Here is a 19,821-nt window from a genome sequence, read left to right on the forward strand (position 1 = left end):
CCCCGCACGCGAGGCGTTTGTAGGCGCTACCGTGCGATTCATCCGCATTGGATGACGTGTGGTATTGCTGGTCTGGCCCCAGCCTGCGACGAGGAGATGTCGAGTGCACAGCGGTGAGTTGGAGAGTTTGCGGGCACGCACACTCGACGAGTCTCTGCTGGTCGATCTCGAGGAGCCGGACCGTCCGATCATCGACTTCCTGCGAGCCACACCCGGCCGGATAGCGGCGGTGGCCGTCCTTCTCGTGGCGGTGGTGCTGGCCGTGGGCGTCGCGGCGTCGACCACGGTCTCCAGCAGGCAACGGGAGCTGGGGACCCTCGGCTCGCACACCGAACCGCTCTCCGATGCGGCGCAGCGGATCTACAGCGCTCTGTCGTCGGCCAACACGACGGCGGCCACCGCGTTTCTGGCCGGCGGTGTTGAGCCCCACGAGATCCGTGACCGCTACGACGCCGCGATCGGACAGGCGTCCGCCGGTCTGGTGACCGCGTCGAACGGCGTATCGCCCAACGACACCGACTCGCTGACGTTGCTCACGGACCTGTCCAACCAGCTAGCGCTGTATACCGGGATGATGGCGACCGCCCGCTCGAGCAACCGCGCCGGCCTCCCGATCGGCGTCGCGTATCTCAGTGAATCGTCCACGCTGTTGCAACAGTCGATCCTGCCCGAAGCCGAGCACTTGTACCGGACGCAAACCGACGCTGTCACGGCGTCGCAGCGTTCGGCTGCGCCCCCGTATGCAGCGATCGTGGGGGCCGCGTTCGCCCTGGGTTTGCTGGTGCTCGCGCAGGTTTTCCTGGCCAGCCACAGTCATCGTCGGCTTAACCCGGGACTGGTGTTGGCGTCGGTGTTGATGGCAGTGCTCACGGCGTGGCTGACGGTCGCCGGACTGGTGGCGGCACACGCCGCCAACGACGCCCGCACGAAGGGTGGGGAGCCGCTGGAAGTCGCGGTGACCGCTCGGATCCTTGTTCAGCAGGCGCGTGCGGACGAAATTCTCGGCCTGCTCAAGCGCGGTTCCGACACGGGATCCGACGCCGGGTTCGATGAGCGGACCGCACAGGTTGGGCGGCTGCTCGACAGTCACCCGGTCGATGGAGCACGGGACGCCCTGCACGGCTGGACAAGTGCCCATGACCAGATCCGGAGCGCACTGGGAAGGGGCGATTACCAGGGTGCGGCGGCGATCGCGCGAGACAGCGGGCTCCAGCATTCCGCGGCCCAGTTCACCCTCTTGGATCAAGCATTGGGCGACGACATCGCACGGCTGCGGGAACGGCAGCGTGACGGCATCACGCGTGCGTACATGGCGCTGAGTGCACTTCCGGCCGGTGCCGCGGGCATCAGTGTGCTGGCGGCGCTGGCGGTCGCTGCGGGTGTCGCACCAAGGCTCAGCGAGTACCACTGATGCGTGCCGTCACAGGGTTTCTCGTCCTGGCCGCGATCGTGCTGGCGGCCTGCTCCACGGTGCAACCGCTGGTCCAGGTGCCCGCTTCGCTCACGACGCTGCCACTGCCCAGCGGTGCCGTCGTGGCGCCGTCTGTCAGCGGCGCGTCGGTCGAGAGTTGCGATGCCACGGCAAGTTTGCGCCCATCGACGGCACCTGCGCCCACGGTGGATGCGATCCGGCGTCGCGGCCGGGTGATTGTCGGCATTGACCAGAACACCGTCCCGCTCAGTTTTCGCGATCCAGTGACGGGGGAATTGCGGGGTTTCTTGGTCGATCTCTCGCGCGAGGTTGCGCGGGACCTCGTCGGTGATCCGGACAAGGTGGACTTCCGGCTCCTGACCGAGCCGGAGCGGATGCCCGCGGTGCAAAACAAAACCGTCGACATCCTTACGAAGGCGACGACGATCACCTGTCCCCGCGCGGAACAGATCGCGTTCTCGACGGTGTACTTCGAAGGACATCAACGGCTGCTGGTGCCACGGGGTTCGCCGATACAGGGGCCGGCGGATCTGGCCGGCAAGCGGGTCTGCTCCGGGCTGGCGACGACATCCATTGCCACCGTCGCCCGGGTCGCCCCGGCGGCGACCATTGTCGGCGTGCAGAACTTCGACGACTGCCTGGTCGCGCTTCAGCAGGGTCAGGTGGACGCGGCCAGCACCGACGATTCGCTTCTGGTCGGCATGGCCGGACAGGATCCGAACCTGGAGATCGTCGGGCCGAGCTTGGAAAACGAGCCCTACGGCATCGGAGTCAACAAATCCGAAGAAGATCTGGTCCGCGCGGTCAACGCCAGCCTGGAACGGATCCGGCAGGACGGGACGTGGGTTCAGCTGTACCGCAAGTGGTTCAGTATCCTCGGCCCGGCGCCGAGCCCGCCGCAACCGAAGTATCGGGACTGACATGGCTGGTAACGAGGGCACTCGCGCCGTCCTGGTAGCCGAATCGGGGCCGACCAAAGTCGAGGCCACCCGGCCTCGGCTGCGCACCGGGCGGCGGCGGATCGGTGACGGCCTGGTCGAGATTCCGATTCGCGAGGACATCGAGCCTGCCAGTGCGATCCTCACCAATCCCGTTGTCGCCGAGTCGAAACGGGAATGCGGCGACTGCGGGCAGCCGGTTGGTCGGGGGAGTGCCGGCCGGCCCGGGCCGAGTGACGGTGTCTGTCCGCACTGCGGCGCGTTGTTCTCGTTCTCGCCGCAGCTGGATGCGGGGGAATTGGTGGCCGGCCAGTACGAGGTGCAGGGTTGTATCGCCCATGGCGGGGTCGGCTGGATCTATCTGGCGGTCGACCGCAATGTCAGCGACCGGTGGGTGGTGCTCAAAGGACTGCTTCAGCCCGGAGGACAGCAGGCACAGGCGATCGCCGTCGCCGAACGTCAGTTCCTCGCGATGGTGAATCACCCTGGCATCGTCAAGATCTACAACTTCGTCGAACACCCGGGGTTTGATGGACGCCCGGTCGGCTACATCGTGATGGAGTACATCGGCGGAACCACGCTGGAAGCCATCCTCGCGAAGCAGCAGGCGGCTCCGGCCGACGAACCCAGGCAGATGATGCCAGTGGAGCAGGCGCTCGGTTATCTGCTCGATGTCATGCCCGCGCTGTCCTATCTGCATTCGCTCGGCCTGATCTACAACGATCTCAAGCCCGACAACATCATGCTCACCGAGGACAACATCGAGCTGATCGACATGGGTGCGGTGTCGGGCGTCGGTGACTTCGGATACATATACGGCACCAAGGGATTCCAGGCCCCCGAGATCGTGCGGACCGGACCGACGATCGCCACGGATGTCTACACGGTGGGCCGTACGCTGGCCAAGCTGACCGTCGACCTGCCCAACGACCGGTATGCCGAGACATTACCGAGCCGCGACGAGGTGCCACTGTTCGAACGGTACGAATCCTTCTACCGGCTGTTGGTCCGCGCGACCAATCCTCGTCCCATGCAACGATTCTCATCCATCGACGAGATGGCCGACCAGTGCAAGGGGGTGCTGCACGAAATCCTCGCCGAGCAGACGGGCACGCCGTGTCCCCGGGTATCGACGCTGTTCAGCGTGCCCCGCTCCACGTGCGGTGCCGATCTGGCCCTGCAGCCCACCGATGTGTTCATCGACGGGCGCGCGCACAATGTCCGACTGAACGCGCAAGACGTCGCCCATGCCCTGCCGAGCCCGGTATCCGTTGAGGAGCCCAATGACGAATGGCGAGAGGACTGGGATGACGGGATCTCCGGACTCGAGACCGGCGATCTCGGTGCGGCCCTTACATGTTTCGAACGGGTTGTCGCCCTGTTGCCCGGCGAAGCTGCACCCAAGCTTGCTGCCGCGGCGACGGCTGAGCTTCTCCTGGACACACCCGACGCGTCCGAAGTCGAGCGGTTGCGGCAGTTGGCCGAGCAGGACTACCGAACGTTGTGGCGCACCGACTCGTCGATGGTCAACGCGGCGTTCGGACTGGCGCGCCTGCGTGCCGGACGCGGCGATCGGGCCGGTGCGATTGAGGTGCTCGACCAGGTTCCGTTGACGTCGCGCCACTACGGTGAAGCTCAACTCACATCGGTGGTGATGCTGTTAGATGGCCGCCCCAACGCTGAGATCACCGAAGCAGATCTGCGCGACGCGGCACGGCGGGTGAGCCGCCTGTCCGAGACCGAGCCGCGGGCCCTGCAGATCCGTGCACTCGTGCTGGGCATCGCGCTTGACTGGTTGCGGTCAGGGGCTGAGCCGGCCGCCGACGATCCGATCTTTGGTCATTCGTTTGATCAGCGGGGTCTACGCGTGGGTATCGAGGAGGTGCTGCGGGAACTGGCACGGCACACACCACGCCGACGCCACCGCTACACCCTGGTCGACTTCGCCAATGCCATCAGACCGCCGAGCTGGCTCTGATGAGGTCGTCTCCGCTTTCTGCCGGCGTAGACGCAGCCTGATCGCCGCGCAACCGGATTCGGTTGCTTAGGAATTCATGGACCCGAGGTAGTAGGTTTCGTGCCCGGTCGGATAGCCGCCGCCGTCGGTGGCGATGTGTACATGGTCGAAATGGTTGGCGGTTTCATTGCCGTAATCGGCTGTCCAGCTCGGCGCACCGATTCCCGGATAGAAGCCCTGGCGCCAGATCACATGCAGCACGCCCCATCGTTCGGCGTTCGCCAGAGCGAGGCCCGCGATCTGATTGCCGAGTTGGATGCCTTTGGCGGAGTGGGGATTCGGGATCATCACATCGATCGCCAAACCGTTCGGATGCCACTTCAACGGGTCCTGTCGGTATCCGCCGATGGTGGTGATGTCGGGAAACATCATGCTGATGGCGCGGGCCACCCAGATGGTGTGGACTTGCAGGCCTTGCTCGGGTGCCGTCCCGGCGGAGAGCGGGAACTGGAAATCGTGAGCGGCGACAGGCGCACCGGCGGCTACGAGCGCTGCCTTGGGTGCAGCCGCGACGGACGGCGGGTTGGGCGGTGCCGCCGGCACCTCGACCGAACCCGGATGTTCGGTGCCCTGGGCGTAGAACATGGCGGCAGCGACGGTGACCGAGGTCGCGAGCACCAGCGCTCGGCCCCGGTAGCCGGCTAACAGTTTGCCGCTCACGGGAAGTCACTTTACTGAGGTGTCGGGCATCGCATTGCGCACTCGACAATTCAGACGGGTTCCGACCCGGCTGGTGTGTGACAACCCTCAAGACCGGGGTGGACAAACCCGATCCAGGGCAGTTCGAAATGACGCTTGTGCACATAGGCTCGTCGCATGCTGCTGAGCACCATCATCCTTCCCGTCTATCCGTGGCGGGAGGCGCGTGTCATCTGGCAGCGAGCCGAGCGGCTCGGCTTCCAAGCCGCCTACACATACGATCATCTGTCGTGGCGCACATTTCGTGACCGTACATGGTTCGGAACCATACCTACGCTCGCCGCCGCGGCAACAGCGACCGAAGTCATCCGATTGGGAACCATGGTGACCAACCCAAACTTCCGGCACCCGGTCACCCTGGCGAAAGACCTCATTACGCTCGACGATCTGTCCGATGGTCGTATCACGCTCGGAATAGGCTCTGGTGGAACCGGGTTCGATGCCAGCGTACTGGGTGATGGGCCCTGGCCACCGCGGGAGCGAGCAGATCGCTTCGCTGAATTCCTCGCACTACTGAACACGCTGCTCCAGCAGGACGCGACAACCTCGCACGGTAACTACTACACAACCATCGAGGCGCGTAACATCCCGGGTTGCGTTCAGGCGCCGCGGATTCCGTTCTACGTCGCAGCGACGGGCAGGCGCGGTCTCGGTCTTGCCGCGCGGTACGGACAAGGCTGGGTCACCGACCTCGACACGACAGCCACCGGCGACGTTACGATCGAAGAAGGTTTGCGCGTCCTGCGGAGTCGACTGGACAAGCTCAGCACAGCATGCGATGCCGTGGGGCGGGACGTGACCGAACTCGACAAGGTGCTCGTCCATGGCTCGTCTCCGAAACTCAGTTCCGTTGCCGCCTTCGTGGACTGGGCGGGCCAGCACAGCGCAATGGGCTTTACCGAAATCGTGCTGCATTGGCCGGTGCCGGACTCGGTATTCGCCGGTGACATGACGCTGTTCGAGAAGATCGCGACCGACGGTCGAACGCAAGTAGGTCTCCTGTAGTCGGCCGAGCAAAACGCTTGAGGGGCCTGGTCGTAGAGAACGCGCACCGCACCCATTCACTTTCGTGAGCGCCTTTTGGAATCAATAGTGATTCTTAGCGGATAGTTCTGCAATCTTTCGCTGTTCCTAATTGCACAATCTCGGCGGCATTAGAGTCACGGGTACAGGAGAGTGCGGTTCGACATCGCTTGGCCACGGGAGCGTTGCCGTAACTGGGAGCCAGGAAGAAATTTGAGGTGCACCGCATGAAAACTGTTCCCCCACAGGCCTCCGTTGTCGTGATCGGTGGCGGTGTGATCGGTACCAGCATTGCCTGTCATCTGGCGGCTTCCGGCGTGGGTGATGTGGTTTTGGTCGAGCGGGGCGAGTTGGCCAGTGGGTCGACGTGCAGGGCAGCCGGGGGTGTGCGCGCAACGTTTAGCGATCCGGCAAATATCGCGATCGGGCTTCGGGGCCTGGAGGTCTACGCGCGGTTCGGTGAGTTGTACGGCCAGGACATCGACTTTCGTCGCGACGGGTACTTGTACCTATTGTCGGATCGGGAAAGCTTGGACAACTTCACCGAGCAGGTCGCAGTGCACAATCGACATGGGGTACCTAGTGTGATCGTCGATCCCGATGAGGCGAAACGGATTTCACCGCTGATCCGCTCCGACGACCTGGTGGGAGCGTGCTGGTCGCCGCGGGACGGCAAGGCAACTCCGGAGGCGGTGGTGATGGGGTATGCGACGGCCGCGCGCCAGCACGGTACGCGGATCGTGCGGCATTGCGAGGTTCTCGACATCACTCGGCGGGCGGACTCGATCACCGGGGTGGTCACCAGTGGGGGTGTCATCGCGACCAGAACCGTGGTGTGCGCCGCAGGGGCCTGGTCGGGTGTTATCGGCGACATGATCGGTGTTGAGATTCCGGTCACGCCAGTGCGTCGTCAGATCGCGTTCACCGAGCCGGTGGCCGAGCTGCCGGCCCGCTCACCGTCGTTGACCATCGATTTTCCCTCCAGTTTCTACTTTCATCCCGAGGGTGCCGGTTTGCTGTTGGGCTGGTCTGATCCGCGCCAGGAGCCCGGTTTCAATCTGAAGTTCGAGCTCGACGACTGGTTGATGGGAGTCGGTCAGATCGCGGCGCGGTGCGCGCCGGCGGTGCTCGATTACGGCATCCGTACCGGATGGGCGGGGCTCTACGAGGTGACCCCGGACTGCAATCAGATCATCGACCGTCCAGGTGAGGTCGAGGGATTGCTGATCGCCACAGGCTATTCCGGGCATGGCTTCCTGATGGGACCGGCCACCGGCGAGATCGTCCGCGACCTCTACCACGGCAGGACGCCCCGCTACGACATCAGCAGATTCACCCTCGACCGCTTCGCCAACGCCGACGCTGTTACCAGCCCTGCGGAAACCAACATCGTCTAGACACCGCCTACGCGAGCCGGTAGGACCAGCGTCGTCGCGGTGTACAGGAGACCGGCCGAAACACAGGTACAAGTACTCTTCGGCGGTCCATCACGCATCGGCAGACTGTAGACATGCCTGACTCTGAGGTCGTGCCATCGGCGGCCGCCGTCGCGCGCGCCACCAAACCGAACCGCGACCGCGCCGTCGACGTGGCCCGGCTGGGCGCCCTGCTCGTGGTCGTGTTCGGACACTGCGCCCTGCTCCTGGCCACCATCGATGCCGGTGGCGTGGAGATCGGCAACATTCTCGGAGCCCTGCCAGTGCTGGCACCCGCTACCTGGGTTCTGCAGGTCATGCCGCTGTTCTTCCTCGCGGGTGGGGCAGCCGGGGCCTACAGCTGGCATCCGAACGGCTCGTGGGGTGCGTGGCTGTTTACCCGCGCGCAGCGGCTGTGCCGGCCGGTGTTCTGGTACCTCGCGGTGTGGACGCTAGCCCTGATCGCGGTGCAGGTGACGATGGGAGCCGATTCCGCGCGAGCGCTCGGGCGGGAATGCGTTGCGCTGCTGTGGTTTTTGGGTGTCTACCTGATGGCGCTGGCGTTTGTGCCCGTGCTGACACGGCTGCCGAGCCGCGCAGCTGCCACCGCTGTGGTGATTGCGCTGATGGTTGCTGCGGCCGCGATGGACGGGGTGCGGTTCGCTGTCGGCGATCCGGCGGCCGGCACCGCCAATCTCCTCATCGTCTGGCTGATCCCGATGGTCATCGGTGTTGTCTACGCGCGTGGCCTGACCAGTGTGCGGGCGGCCGTGGTCGCCGCGGCAGCGGCGTTCATCGTGCAGGTCCTGCTGGCGGTGTACGGCCCATACGACGTATCTCTGGTCGTCACGGGAAACGAGCGGGTGTCGAACGTGTCGCCCCCGACGTTGCTGCTCGCGCTGCACTGCACGTGGATGTCGTGTCTGTTCTTGGCGACGGCCGGAGCCATCAGGCGATGGGCGGCCCGCCCGCGGGTGTGGCGGGTTGTCGCGGTCGGCAACGGGGGAGCGATGACGCTCTATCTGTGGCACATCCCGGCCATCGCCGTCGCCGCATTCACCCTGCATGCGTTCGGTCTTGACGCCTTCGACCCGCACTCACCGGGTTTCTGGGGCAGGCTCGCGTTGCGGGCCGCGGTGTTCGCCGTCGTCATGGCGGTGGTGTTCCGGCTGCTGTCGCCACTGGAGCACCGGCCCTTGCCGTGGTGGGATGCGCGGGTGCATCCCACTGGTATCCGCTCGATCGCCACGGGCGTGCTGGTCTGGCTGGCCGGCGCCGAAATGGTGGTGATGGCCAACAATGGGCTCAGCGGGGTTGTCGGTTGGACGGCATTGGGCGGTTTCCTGGTTGCGGTGTTGGCCGCCAGGGTATGCGCGGGCCCGGCCGCCGTTGCCAAAGACGTTAACGCTCACTGACGACCACAACAATGCGGATGCCTCTCTGGACCGGCTCAGGGCCATCCCGCACACTCTCCGGTGTGACTGCACATGCACCGCTGGACCGTTGGGAACAGCGCGGCGAATGGCCGCTCGCGGTGGTCGCCCTGGCGTTCCTGATCGGGTATTCGGTCGAGGTTCTCGAACAGCCGCACGGTGTCGCCGCGCAGGTGGTGCACCTGCTGACGGCACTGTGTTGGGGTGCGTTCGCCGTCGACTATGCCGTCCGATTGTGGCTGGCTCCGCACCGATGGACATGGTTCTACCGGCACCTGCTCGACCTCGCGATCGTGGTGCTCCCGCTCATTCGGCCGCTGCGCCTGGTGCGTCTGGTGCTCCTGATCGCCGTGTTGCAAAAGGCAGTCGGCAATGCCATCCGCGGACGAGTCGTGCTGTACACGGTCGCAGGCGCGGTGCTGCTGGTGTATGTCGCATCGCTGGCAGTCCTGCAGGCCGAGCGAAACAACCCAAGCGCAAGCATCAACAGCTTCGGCCGCGCATTGTGGTGGTCTATCACGACCATCACTACCGTCGGCTACGGCGACGAGTATCCCGTCACCATGACGGGGCGTGTCATCGCCGCGTTGCTGATGGTCGGCGGCATCAGCCTGGTCGGATCCATCACCGCCACGATCGCATCCTGGATCGTGCAGCGCGTCGCCGAGGAGGACACCACGGGCCAGGCGATCACCGCAGCGCACATCGAGGATCTCCGCGCGGAAATCCTGGCATTGCGTGCCGAACTGGGGCATCTGAACGGACGCACCGACAGCGGACTCGTCGGTTGTGACACCCGCGATGACTGATGCGGCGCTCAGTCCTCCTTGCGGATCAGCCGACCCAAGGCTTCGCGGTCGGGAGCGAGCAGTTCGGCTATGCGTGGCTTGTTCACATCGGCGACGATGATCTCGCCGACCTCCTGGTACACATCGCTGAAGATGCCGTGCGCTTTCATTTTCTCGGTCTGATAGATGTTGTCCTCGGTGGGCGTCACGTAGTAGACGATCTCGGGCTTGAACCGGTGGATCAGCCACAGGTGGATCAGATCCATCAGGCGCTTCTTCCGCAGCTTCTCGGCGTAGGTGTTCTGATCGCGCACCGTGAGGATGTTGCGCCCGTGCCGGTCCTTGATCGGGTCCACCACCACATCGGCGAGCTTCCGGTCGCTGTCGCCGTAGATGCCGAGCTCCAGGACGTCGGAGCCCGCCCGCCGTGGCCGTAGCTGCACGGTGAGTTTCTCGCCGAGTTGGTAGTGGTCGCTCCACAACTTCAGCCAGTCTTCGAGCAGCTTCTTGGGCACCTCGGTCTGTACCAGGTGCTGATGCTGCGTAGACCCCTTGCCCATGGCCTTGGTGGTGGCCGTACGCCCAGACGAGGCTGCCAGCGCAGCATCGCTGCGAGGGCCGCCGACGAGGGTCTGCGGTGTGCGATAAGGAGATTCGACGAGACGCATCTTGCGCTGCAACCGGGCCAGCGCCAGCATGCCGTCCTGCCGAAGTGCGGTGGCGAACTCCTCGGCGGCCACACCGTCGATCTGGTGCCCGCCGTAGGTCATAAAGTTGAAGACGAAGCCCATCTTGCCGAGTTCCTCAGGGAACCGGCGCATCTCGTCGTCGGTCATGCCTGTGGTGTCCCAGTTGAACGACGGGGACAGGTTGTAGGCCAGCATCTTGTCGGGGTACACCGCGTGGACGGCTGTGGCGAATTCGCGGGCGTCGTCGAGGTCGGCGGTTTTGGTCTCCATCCACAGGATGTCGGCGAACGGCGCGGCAGCCAGTGACTTGGCGATGGCATACGGGATGCCGCCGCGGATCTGGTAGTAACCCTCCGGCGTCTTGACCCGCTCGGGGTCCCAGCCCACGTCGACGCCCAACTCCTTGGCCTTCTCGCGAGCGGCGTACAGCGACGCATTCTTAGCGAACTTGCGCCAGTCCGCCGCGGTCATGGCGGACTGCTCGCCCTCCCGCGCACGGAACTCGAGCAACTCGGCGACCGCGTCCGCGTAGGTTTGCAGCCCGGCATCGTCCTGCCAGGCTTCGACAAACCGCGATTCCACGCCGTCGAACAGGGTGTCGACGGACTGATCGGGGCTTTGCTGCCACGATGCGGCTGCCCCGGCAACCAGGTCCATGATGCCGTGGTGCTCGAGCCATGCTTCGGCGGTGGCGTACTCGCCTTCGGGGAGGGCATAGAGCAGATGGCCTTTGAGCTCGGTGACACCGAGGGTGTAGAACCGTCGCATCATCGCCAGGAAACAGGACCTGTACGACGGGATCTTGAGGTTTGTGGCGCCCAACAGGAAGGGCTGATCACGTTCGTCGGCGCGGCTGTCAATCAGGTTCGCCGCCTCGGCGTCGGTGCGCGCGACGATGATGCCGGGCACCCGCATGATGTCGAGCTGGAACCGGGCGGTGTTGAGCCGCTTGATCTGCTCATCCGACGGGACCAGAACCTTGCCGCCTTGATGACCGCACTTCTTCGTGCCGGGCCGCTGATCCTCGATGTGGTACCCGGGCACGCCGGCCTCGACGAAACGGCGGATCAGGTTACGCACATGGGGATCACCACCGTGCCCGGTGTCAGCGTCGGCGATGATGAACGGTCGGTAGTCATAAGCGGGCGTTGTACTGCGCTGCTCGGGGGTCATCTTCAGCCGCAGATACTGTTGGTTGCGGTCGGCCGTGAGCAGCGCCCGGACCAGCCCCGCTGCCTCGTCAGGCACCTGACTCAGCGGGTAGCTGGCCAGATCAGGTCCTGGATCTTCGCTGATGGACCCTTTGGCCGACGTAGCCCACCCGCCCAGATAGATACCGCCGATACCCATCCGCTTCATCACCACCGCCTGGCCCGGTGAGTACGGCCCGAACGTGGTGATGCTCTTTTTCTGGGCGAACAACTCTCGCAGATGCGGATAGAACGCGGCCGCAGCCTCGCGTGCCACCGGATAGTCGGACGGTATCGTGCCGCGCTGCTCAGCCACTTGGCGGGCCGAGTACAGCCGGATGATGCCGTCGAAGCGCGGACTGTCGAAATACGCTTGCGTCGCGGCCACATCCTGGTCGAACGGGATGCAGGTGGACGCGTTGGTTTCGATCGTGGACATGAGTCTCTGCTCCTCGTCGAACTCGGGTCTGTCATCCATCATTGCGGGTGACGAGCGGCAGCGAAACCCGGTTTGCCGTCTCTGCCACATGCGAAATCGGCGAAATTCACCAGCATGATGTCCGCGAACCCGGCCCTGCGCAGCCCCGGCCGCATTCCACACGTCCTCGCCGCCGCCAAGGTTGTCCTGATGGATGAATTCTTTGTGATCACCGGCTTAACGATGCCCCGAAACGAGGTTTGCAAACATGATCAACGGTGCTGGTAACACCCGGTTCGGCGGCGCCGATAGAAGCAACAAATTAGGAATTTGGGCATTTTCGATGAGATGCCGTCGGGAGCGAAGCAAAATATGCTCTTGCGCGGCGCCGTACGACGATAGGAATTGGGGTCTGCGGGTGAAGACGGTACTCGGACTGGCGCTGACGTCCACGGACGTCAGCTGGGTCCTACTCGCCGGCTGTGAGGCAACCGACCACGCCGTCCTCGATGACGACGCGTTCCCGGTCGACGATGGTGACGAGCTGGTCGGACGTGCCGTCTCAGCGGCCCGCGGCGCCCAGGCGATCGCGGCATCCAGCGGTCACGAGGTGCGCTCGGTCGGTGTCACCGGCGAGGACGACATCGTCGCGAAGGCCGACAAGCTGATCGCATCGCTGAAGTCCATGGGATTCCACGATGTCCGCATCGTCCCGTCAGCGCTCGTCCGTGCCGAATCCTCCGCTGCACACGACGCCGCACACGCCGTCGTGACGGACACCGTGCCGCCAGGGATGCCAGCGGCGGTCAAGCTATGCGCGCGCGGCCGCATCGAGAAGTGGTGGGTCGGCGGCGCCAGCACCGCAGCCGTCTTCATCGGAGTTATCGTCGCAAGTGTCCTGTTCATGGTGGGCGACACCGAGCGCGTGACCGCACCGGCCCCCCTGACCGCGGCCGGTTCTCCGGAGATCGTGACGGCGGCGATTCCGCGCCTGACACCGCCGACGGTCGCCGTGCACGCCCGGGATGTCCAGCCCGCCAAGCAAGTGGCCACACTCGCCAGCCGCCGCGAGATCGAGAGACCGGTCACACCGTGGACTGCGTCCGCCGAGGTGCCCGAGAAACCGGTGTCCGCGGCTGCCAAACCGGTGGACGTGCTGCGCCGCGAAGTGATTCCGGAGGTTCCTGCCGCTGAGTCGCCGAGCCAGGCCATGCCACCTGCGGCAGAGCAGGTCATGCCGCCCGCGGCAGAGCAGGTCATGCCGCCCGCGGCAGAGCAGGTCATGCCGCCCGCGGCAGAGCAGGCCATGCCGCCCGCGGCAGAGACAGCCGCAGGGGCGACCACCCACGCGGCCCAGAATCTGTCTGAGCCGGCTCTGCCGGGTCCGGCCGATGCAGTGACGCCGGCCTCGAGCGCCCTCGAGACCTCGCCCACACCGACTGTCTCGCAGGCTTCACCGGCGGCAGCCACCGTCGCTTCCGCAACTCCGGCTCAGGCGCCCGCTGCACAAGAGCCGAGCGTGCCCGCAAACCCGTTCGATCTTTTCGCTGCCCTGCCGTAGCGGCCGTCAGCCCATCGTCGCGAGGTTGTTCCAGAAGTTCTTCAGGCTGTCGGTACCGCCGAACAATGTCGTGAAATTGGTGGAGTCGACGAGCACGATGTCACCCGCGCGATCACCGGCTGGCGGCATCCAGATCAGCGCGTTGAACTCGGTGTTGCCGGCTTCGGTGAACGGGTGGGGGCGGTGCGGGTCGACTTGCTGACGGCCCAGTATCCGCAGATCGTCGCTTTCGGGTGCGGTGAGTTCGTAGTGCGGTAAGTGTGGGTGGAAATTGAAGGTGGTGACGTTGGCCAGTAGGCCCGGGGCGTCAAGATCGCGCCGCGCCGACAACGGGGCGATCTCCGTGGTGCCGGCCACGACAGCCGGCCGCAGACCCCAGTTGTTGTGCACGGGAACGCCGAGCCCCGTCATCAGGGACCGGGTGTACTGACCGAACCGTTGTTGGCGGGGCACCAAAGGGTCGCCGTGGTGCTGGTACTCGATCTGACGGCGTCCGTAATCATCGGTGTTGCCGACGTCGTGGTGCGGGGCCAGCAGCAGACAGGTGCCTTCGCGGCGCAGCCACTGCTTGATCGCCTCGAGCTCTTCGGGGGCGGCTTCCTGTTCGGACAGGAGATGGTCGAGACCGAACACCATCAACGTGTCGCAGTCGTCGAGGACGCCTGCGTCGATGGGTAGCTTGTAGCCGGCCTGGTCGATGCGCTGGAAGACCGCCACGGGATGGCCGGTGACCGAGCCGGCCAGCTCTTGGAACGCCAGGGTGGACCGGTGGAAGAGTTCCAGCGTGCCCGCGATGCCCTGCAGGAAATGGGCTGCGTCGTACTCCGGGGTCTCGTAGCCCGGCCAGAGTGCGTTGCGGACCTCGGTCATGGTGGAGAACCGGTTGTACATTTCGGCCGGATCGCGTTGGGCTTCCCACGGATAGCTCCACGTCCAATAGATGCTGATCCGCCTGTGCCCGTTAGGTTTGCGCGGCAGGTGCAGCTGATTGTAGGTCCGTGCTGTGCTCATCACGCCTCCTCAAACGACGCGAGGTGGTGCAGGGCCCGCAGTCCCGGCAGGAAAAAGTAGGCGCCGCCCCGCAGTCTGGTGAACGCGGGAAGTCCCTTGTACACCTTGCGAATCGGCCTCTTCGGTACGGTGAAGTCGAGCGTTCCGTCCTGGGTGCCGCAAATCGGGTCGTGCTCGTTGCCGAGTTCGTGGAAAGCCTTGTCGTTGATCCACACGTTCTGCGCGAACTCGAACTGGCGCACCAAGTCTGCGCAGATGATAAACGCCGCGATGCCCCGATCGATGCCGTCGTCAGGTGCGCCGTCGGGTAGTGCGGGGCCGTAGGTCGCGCCGCGCCGGATCATTCGCCGCCGGTTCATGTTGTGCGCGGTATCGCGCGGATTGAGTCTGCGGGCATGCGAGCCCAGTGGGCAGGCATAGCCCAACGGATCCATCTCTTTGTAGTTGAAGTTGTTGTTGCGCATAGGATCTGCACCTAAGTCGGGATCGTCGCAGGTTGGGGTGAGCACAAGCGGGGCACCGCTGCGCCAGCGACCCATGAACTTCGCCGCCAGTAGGTCCTCACCCTCCGGGGTCTCGGAATGCTCGCGCAGGTAGTCGCGGAATACCGCCACGTATTCCTCGAGTCTTCGATAGGCCAGATAGCTACCGTTGCGCGAGAGTTCCGACGGTGGGAGCAGCGTGACGGGGCCGTTCTCGTCCGGATAGCCCAGGACGAATTCGCCGGGCTCTAAAGGGTCTCCGGAGCCCGGCGTCGGTTCCTCGCCGGAGCCTTTCATCACCGGTTGCGAGAGCCGGTCGCGGAACCCGAAATGGTCGTGGGCGTAGTTGAACGGCGGTGTCGCGTTGAGGTCGAGGTAGGACAGGCTGCGTACCCCGTCGGTGCGGGCCAGCAGCTTGTCATGCTCGGCAATGGATTTCTGGCACTGCTCGTCGGTACGGGAAAACAGGATCGCGATCGCGTGCAGATCCTCGCCGGCCAGGCCACCAACCCAGTGTTCAGGGGCGTTGGCGCCGGTATCGCCGAGAATGCTCGCGCGGGCAGCCATGCCCTCACGGAATGCATCGGGGAAACTGGCCAGCGCATCCTCGGGCACGCCGAGGGCACGCAGGCCGGTCCAGGTGAACGCGATGGTGACCCAGCGGTCCGAGGAATCCATGGTGGCCACGACGTCGGCCGCCGACTGCACCTTGTCCAGTAACTCCGACAGCCACGCCCGGCCGCCCGTCGGGGTGTCGAACGTGAGGAACTCGTAGCGGCCGGTGATCGCGGGGGTGCGGGTCAGCAGAATGTGCTGAATATCGTCGAGTTCGAGCGCCTCGGTCATTGCATCTGGTCGAGCATGTCGGAGAACGCTGCCTTGAGGCGCAACGCTTTCTTGATCTCGTCGGCCGTGACGTACGGGTACTCGCCGTACTCCAGGAAGCTCGGGACTTGATGCTCTCGAACGAACTTCACGAACGCCGCCGGGTTTTCTTTCCAATCCTCGGGGAATCCCTCCAGGTTGGTGAACACCGTGGTGATCCCGGTCGCGCTGAACAAAGCGACGGCATCCTCTGTGTATTTGTCGAAGTCGGTGTCGAAGATCCCCTGATACTGGAAATGCAACCCTGAGCCGACATCAAATAGTTGCCAGCGCAAATAGTGGAGTCTCAGCGGAGCCAATACCTCCGGGCTGCCGGCGACGGCGTCCTCGATCTGCTTACCGTACGCGCGGACCGCATCCTCACGACCTTCCTTGACCTTGGCGATGATCGAAAAGCCATAGCAAGCAGGCGTTTTCGGGTAGAGCGGCCCATATCGGCCGCGCTCCAATTCGAAGTACCCTTCTTTGGGAATGGCCATTGCAGCCGGCCTGCTCCAGTCTGGTTCTTTGCCGGTCATATTCGGCCTCCTGCTCCGGTCCGACGGTGGCGGAACATTATGTCCGCGCCATTGATTATCGCGACCGTCAAATTAGCGTGCGCTGACATTCAGCGAAACGTTAAGAAACTGTTGGACATCGCGTATTGTCACGTTGTGTCGGGGTCGTTCGAGGGGTTGACCGCGTCGCCCATCTGAGCCCGTGTGCGTGGCAGGATGGCGCTGATCACCGTCCTTGCGGCCTGACGGCGAAGGATCAGAGATTTCACGGTCCCGGCGGGATTGAATCACGCACACGGTGCCGAGCGCACGTGCCTAGTTCACTGCGGGAAGAAACCGTTTCCGGTCAGCTCGCCGGGCTGCCAGCCCCGCGCTCCCAGGCACAGCATCGGCCGGCCGTCGGGCGACTGCGCCGCGGTCTGCGGGCCCGGGCACGGCGAACCGATCTTCTGTACGCCCTGCAGCGGATAGGCGTAGGTCCAGAAGCCGGTATCGACCGGGGGCCACTGGTTCGGGATCCACCGGCACTGCATGGCCTCGCCGCCAGGACCACGCCCAAAGACGTTGGTCTCCCAGCTGAAGCACGGCGCACCGTTGGACGCGTCGTAGCTCATGCCGGGAACGTCGGTGGCGTAGTGCCCCGGCTGATCGAAGTACATGTTGCTGTTGTCGTCGGCCGCGGCCCAGGGGGCGGTTGCCATCGTGGCCCCGGCGACAGCCGCGGCGACGAGAAGTTCGCGAATCATGTCTCACCCCCAGGTTCGCCGACGCAGAGGCCGACCTCGTCGGCCCTGGGCAGCAGCCTAGTCGGCGCCACGGCGACCCGGTCACCTTTTGCCGCGGGTCACTCCTCGGTGTCCGCGTCGAGCACACCTACCGCGATGCCATAGGGCAGGAATCTGACTCGTCGGGCCGGATCGGTGTTGGTCTTGTTGGCGCGCAACGCGTCGAGTTCGGTGGGAAACACCTGCTCGATGTGGGCGCCACCGTCGTCGTCGACGGTGTAGATCGCCCACACACCGTCGCCCGCCTCGCCCGTGGTCTCCGGCTCGGTCCGGGGTTTCGAGAACCGGCCGAGTTCGTCGACCAGGTCGGCCCAACCCGGCCGGCCACCAGACAGGAACTTGCCGATCCCGTCCAGCGCCTCGCGGGCGGCGCGGTCGAAGTCGTCGGGATCGAATCCGAAGGGTCCGTTGCCGCTCATCGCATCCTCCTCAGCCAACCGCGGTCAAACACCAGTGTGCGCGCATCCGGAGAACGGCAGGATGCTAAACGAACCATATGGCTCCCACACCCGCTGATCTGCTCGCCGCTGCCCAACGATCTCTGCAGGCAGCAGGCTCTCGCGACCGCGCCGGCTGGGTTGGCCTGTTCGCTGACGGCGGACGGATCGAGGATCCCGTCGGCTCCCGGCCGCATTTCGGAGCACAGCAGATCGAGCGGTTCTACGACACTTTCATCGGGCCGCGACAGATCAGCTTCCGCGGCGACATGGACGTCGTCGCCGGCACCACGGTGATCCGCGATCTGGAGCTGCAGGTAACCATGGCTCCGAAGCGGAACCCAGAGAAAACCGGGACCGTGACCATGTGCATCCCGGCCTATCTGCGCTACGCGCTGACACCGGATCTCCGGATCGCGGAGCTGCAGGCGTACTGGGAATTACCCACGATGGTGGGCCAGTTCCTGCGCTCCGGTGTCGCGGCGCTGCCGGCAGGTATCCAGTTGGCCGGTACCCTGCTGCGCAATCAAGGATTCGCGGGGGTGGTCGGGTTTGCCGCGGGTTTCCGCGGTCCGGGCCGGGCGGGAAAGCGGCTGTTCACCCGGCTGCTCGACGAGTTGTGTGTCGGCAACGAAGTGGCCGTACGCCGCAGGCTGGCGGGCGACGTCGCCGTGCACGCCGGGGAGAACCGACCACTGGTGGTATCACAGCTGATCGAGCTGTGCGCGGGCGCGACGTGGTGCAAACCCGTCGCGTCGGGGTACAGCGTGGTCGCTCGACTGGAAACCGAGCGGAACCGGGCCGTCCTGATCGCGGACCTGACGCCGAACCCTCTTGCGGTCGGCCGATTGCGGTGCTTCGTTGAATGAGGCGAAATGGTTTACGGCCCGGTTGTCCCGCCACCGGAGGTGGACGTGAGACCGTATCAGAACCATGGTTGACCACGACTACATCACCTACGAGGAATTCGGGCGTCGGTTCTTCGAGATCGCCGTCTCCGAGGAACGCGTCGGTGACGCGATCGGATCGATCGCCGGCGACGAATTCGAGATCGGCCCTATCGGCCAGGGACCGGGCAAGATCGCCAAAGTCACAGCGCACGTGACGATCCAGAAGCCGCGGGTGACACGCAATGTCGGTGAAACGATCACGTTTTCCATCCGGATACCGCTCGAGATCGACATGGTGATCGACCTGAGGATCGACCGTCCAAAGTTCATGGTGTTCGGCGAGATCGCGCTGCGCGCCACGGCACTGGCGGCCGAACCGCTGCTGCTGATCCTCGACGTCAAGAAGCCGCGGCCGTCAGACATCTCGATCCACGTCACCTCGAAATCGCTGCGCGCCGAGGTGCTGCGCATCCTGGCCGGGGTGGATGCCGAGATCAGGCGATTCATCGCCGCGCATGTGGCCGGTGAGATCGACAGCCCGGGAGCGGAGAAGGCCAAGGTCATAGACATCGGCACCGAGATCCAATCCGCCTGGAAAGGGGTCTGATCACGTCGAACACGAAGGAGGGGCGCCCGAATCGGGCGCCCCTCCTTGACGTTTGGTTCTGTTTTTGCGTTACTTCACGTCCACGTAAACCGTCTTGCCGGTGACGGTGGTTTGCAGATCGCTGCCCGGGTTGCGGTGATCGGTCTGCGAGAACTTCTGGCCCGGCCGTACAGAGACGACGGTGGCCTGGTCCAGCGGCGTCGAGCCGGTCCGGTTGACGATGACGTTGTATCCCTGTGCCTCCAGCTCAGAGATCGTCTGCTGGGCGCTTCCGGGTCCGGTGGGAGCTGCTTGCGCCGGTCCGGCGACCCCGATGACGGCCGCGGTGGCCGTGCCAACAAGTGCTGTAGCTAATCCAAACTTCTTCATCTTCTGTGCCTTCTTTCGTTCTTTGGTTATCCGCCGAAGGGTGACGACCCCAGTGCCTGCGGCGCTCATGCGTAAACTTTCACTACCTGCTGAATTGGTTACTTCGGCTTAAACCAGCAGTTCGGCGATTTAATTCCAGACGCAAAAAATCTGCTCGGCGATCGAAAGAACTGTCGGGCTGGGTCACCGAACGGCCAGATTGAGACGGCCGTCTCAGTTTGTTGCGTGACGCTCGCTACAACGCTTCAGCAAAGT

Annotated in this window: 18 protein-coding genes; 10 read left to right on the forward strand and 8 right to left on the reverse strand. The window is 64.6% G+C overall.

The window, feature by feature from the left end:
* Positions 1–103 precede the first annotated feature (103 nt).
* From B133_RS0105645 to B133_RS0105655, 3 genes are read left to right on the forward strand one after another with little or no spacing between them, the layout of a single operon-like run.
* The gene (locus B133_RS0105645) at positions 104–1,411 is read left to right on the forward strand and encodes a hypothetical protein (RefSeq protein WP_018599746.1); all 1,308 of its coding nucleotides are present in this window, start codon (positions 104–106) and stop codon (positions 1,409–1,411) included.
* Positions 1,411–2,352, forward strand: coding sequence for a glutamate ABC transporter substrate-binding protein (locus B133_RS0105650; RefSeq protein WP_018599747.1), 942 nt, complete (start codon positions 1,411–1,413; stop codon positions 2,350–2,352). The genes B133_RS0105645 and B133_RS0105650 overlap by 1 nt, the downstream gene beginning before the upstream one ends.
* A gap of 1 nt (position 2,353) precedes the next feature.
* A complete protein-coding gene (locus B133_RS0105655; protein ID WP_018599748.1) occupies positions 2,354–4,348 on the forward strand; it encodes a serine/threonine-protein kinase in 1,995 nt (664 codons plus the stop codon).
* Between the two features lie 66 nt (positions 4,349–4,414).
* Here B133_RS0105655 and B133_RS0105660 read toward each other — a convergent pair whose 3' ends face one another.
* Positions 4,415–5,047, reverse strand: a complete 633-nt coding sequence (locus B133_RS0105660; protein ID WP_018599749.1) for a hypothetical protein — start codon at positions 5,045–5,047, stop codon at positions 4,415–4,417.
* A 156-nt stretch (positions 5,048–5,203) separates the two neighbouring features.
* Here B133_RS0105660 and B133_RS0105665 point away from each other — a divergent pair, with 156 nt between their 5' ends.
* The 4 genes from B133_RS0105665 (at position 5,204) to B133_RS0105680 (ending at position 9,766) form a co-directional block, all read left to right on the forward strand.
* Entirely contained in the window at positions 5,204–6,091 is an 888-nt protein-coding gene (locus tag B133_RS0105665) for an LLM class flavin-dependent oxidoreductase (protein WP_018599750.1), read from the forward strand.
* A 245-nt stretch (positions 6,092–6,336) separates the two neighbouring features.
* Positions 6,337–7,506, forward strand: coding sequence for an FAD-binding oxidoreductase (locus tag B133_RS0105670; RefSeq protein WP_026256013.1), 1,170 nt, complete (start codon positions 6,337–6,339; stop codon positions 7,504–7,506).
* Between the two features lie 113 nt (positions 7,507–7,619).
* Entirely contained in the window at positions 7,620–8,939 is a 1,320-nt protein-coding gene (locus tag B133_RS0105675; RefSeq protein ID WP_018599752.1) for an acyltransferase, read from the forward strand.
* A 62-nt stretch (positions 8,940–9,001) separates the two neighbouring features.
* Positions 9,002–9,766 (forward strand): potassium channel family protein, encoded by a 765-nt coding sequence (locus B133_RS0105680; RefSeq protein WP_018599753.1) that lies wholly within the window; start codon positions 9,002–9,004, stop codon positions 9,764–9,766.
* 8 nt (positions 9,767–9,774) lie between these two features.
* Here the strand turns inward: B133_RS0105680 and aceA are convergent, their stop codons facing one another.
* On the reverse strand, positions 9,775–12,063 hold the full coding sequence (gene aceA, locus B133_RS0105685) for an isocitrate lyase ICL2 (protein ID WP_026256014.1): 2,289 nt from the start codon (positions 12,061–12,063) through the stop codon (positions 9,775–9,777).
* A 397-nt stretch (positions 12,064–12,460) separates the two neighbouring features.
* Here aceA and B133_RS0105695 point away from each other — a divergent pair, with 397 nt between their 5' ends.
* A complete protein-coding gene (locus B133_RS0105695; protein ID WP_018599756.1) occupies positions 12,461–13,603 on the forward strand; it encodes a hypothetical protein in 1,143 nt (380 codons plus the stop codon).
* A 6-nt stretch (positions 13,604–13,609) separates the two neighbouring features.
* Here the strand turns inward: B133_RS0105695 and B133_RS0105700 are convergent, their stop codons facing one another.
* The 5 genes from B133_RS0105700 to B133_RS0105725 form a co-directional block, all read right to left on the reverse strand.
* A complete protein-coding gene (locus B133_RS0105700; RefSeq protein ID WP_018599757.1) occupies positions 13,610–14,614 on the reverse strand; it encodes a hypothetical protein in 1,005 nt (334 codons plus the stop codon).
* Complete coding sequence (locus B133_RS0105705) at positions 14,614–15,942, reverse strand: peroxidase (RefSeq protein WP_018599758.1); 1,329 nt, start codon at positions 15,940–15,942, stop codon at positions 14,614–14,616. Before B133_RS0105705 ends, B133_RS0105700 begins: the two co-directional genes overlap by 1 nt.
* Complete coding sequence (locus B133_RS0105710) at positions 15,939–16,499, reverse strand: hypothetical protein (RefSeq protein WP_026256015.1); 561 nt, start codon at positions 16,497–16,499, stop codon at positions 15,939–15,941. The genes B133_RS0105705 and B133_RS0105710 overlap by 4 nt, the downstream gene beginning before the upstream one ends.
* Before the next feature lie 299 nt (positions 16,500–16,798).
* On the reverse strand, positions 16,799–17,224 hold the full coding sequence (locus tag B133_RS0105720; RefSeq protein WP_018599761.1) for a hypothetical protein: 426 nt from the start codon (positions 17,222–17,224) through the stop codon (positions 16,799–16,801).
* Between the two features lie 98 nt (positions 17,225–17,322).
* Complete coding sequence (locus B133_RS0105725; RefSeq protein WP_018599762.1) at positions 17,323–17,682, reverse strand: hypothetical protein; 360 nt, start codon at positions 17,680–17,682, stop codon at positions 17,323–17,325.
* Positions 17,683–17,759: 77 nt separating this feature from the next.
* Between B133_RS0105725 and B133_RS0105730 the strand changes: the two genes are divergently transcribed.
* The gene (locus tag B133_RS0105730; RefSeq protein ID WP_018599763.1) at positions 17,760–18,569 is read left to right on the forward strand and encodes a ketosteroid isomerase family protein; all 810 of its coding nucleotides are present in this window, start codon (positions 17,760–17,762) and stop codon (positions 18,567–18,569) included.
* Positions 18,570–18,633: 64 nt separating this feature from the next.
* Complete coding sequence (locus B133_RS0105735) at positions 18,634–19,197, forward strand: hypothetical protein (protein WP_018599764.1); 564 nt, start codon at positions 18,634–18,636, stop codon at positions 19,195–19,197.
* Positions 19,198–19,266: 69 nt separating this feature from the next.
* Here the strand turns inward: B133_RS0105735 and B133_RS0105740 are convergent, their stop codons facing one another.
* Complete coding sequence (locus B133_RS0105740) at positions 19,267–19,566, reverse strand: hypothetical protein (protein ID WP_018599765.1); 300 nt, start codon at positions 19,564–19,566, stop codon at positions 19,267–19,269.
* Positions 19,567–19,821: the final 255 nt, after the last annotated feature.

Source organism: Mycobacterium sp. 155, from assembly GCF_000373905.1.
In the GTDB taxonomy this organism is placed as follows: domain Bacteria; phylum Actinomycetota; class Actinomycetes; order Mycobacteriales; family Mycobacteriaceae; genus Mycobacterium.

Coding starts and splice junctions, on each gene's coding strand:
- B133_RS0105650 (WP_018599747.1), top strand. CDS start 1,411: ATGCGTGCCGTCACAGGGTTTCTCGTCCTGGCCGCGATCGTGCTGGCG.
- B133_RS0105655 (WP_018599748.1), top strand. CDS start 2,354: ATGGCTGGTAACGAGGGCACTCGCGCCGTCCTGGTAGCCGAATCGGGG.
- B133_RS0105665 (WP_018599750.1), top strand. CDS start 5,204: ATGCTGCTGAGCACCATCATCCTTCCCGTCTATCCGTGGCGGGAGGCG.
- B133_RS0105670 (WP_026256013.1), top strand. CDS start 6,337: ATGAAAACTGTTCCCCCACAGGCCTCCGTTGTCGTGATCGGTGGCGGT.
- B133_RS0105675 (WP_018599752.1), top strand. CDS start 7,620: ATGCCTGACTCTGAGGTCGTGCCATCGGCGGCCGCCGTCGCGCGCGCC.
- aceA (WP_026256014.1), bottom strand. CDS start 12,063: ATGTCCACGATCGAAACCAACGCGTCCACCTGCATCCCGTTCGACCAG.
- B133_RS0105700 (WP_018599757.1), bottom strand. CDS start 14,614: ATGAGCACAGCACGGACCTACAATCAGCTGCACCTGCCGCGCAAACCT.
- B133_RS0105705 (WP_018599758.1), bottom strand. CDS start 15,942: ATGACCGAGGCGCTCGAACTCGACGATATTCAGCACATTCTGCTGACC.
- B133_RS0105710 (WP_026256015.1), bottom strand. CDS start 16,499: ATGACCGGCAAAGAACCAGACTGGAGCAGGCCGGCTGCAATGGCCATT.
- B133_RS0105720 (WP_018599761.1), bottom strand. CDS start 17,224: ATGATTCGCGAACTTCTCGTCGCCGCGGCTGTCGCCGGGGCCACGATG.
- B133_RS0105725 (WP_018599762.1), bottom strand. CDS start 17,682: ATGAGCGGCAACGGACCCTTCGGATTCGATCCCGACGACTTCGACCGC.
- B133_RS0105730 (WP_018599763.1), top strand. CDS start 17,760: ATGGCTCCCACACCCGCTGATCTGCTCGCCGCTGCCCAACGATCTCTG.
- B133_RS0105735 (WP_018599764.1), top strand. CDS start 18,634: ATGGTTGACCACGACTACATCACCTACGAGGAATTCGGGCGTCGGTTC.
- B133_RS0105740 (WP_018599765.1), bottom strand. CDS start 19,566: ATGAAGAAGTTTGGATTAGCTACAGCACTTGTTGGCACGGCCACCGCG.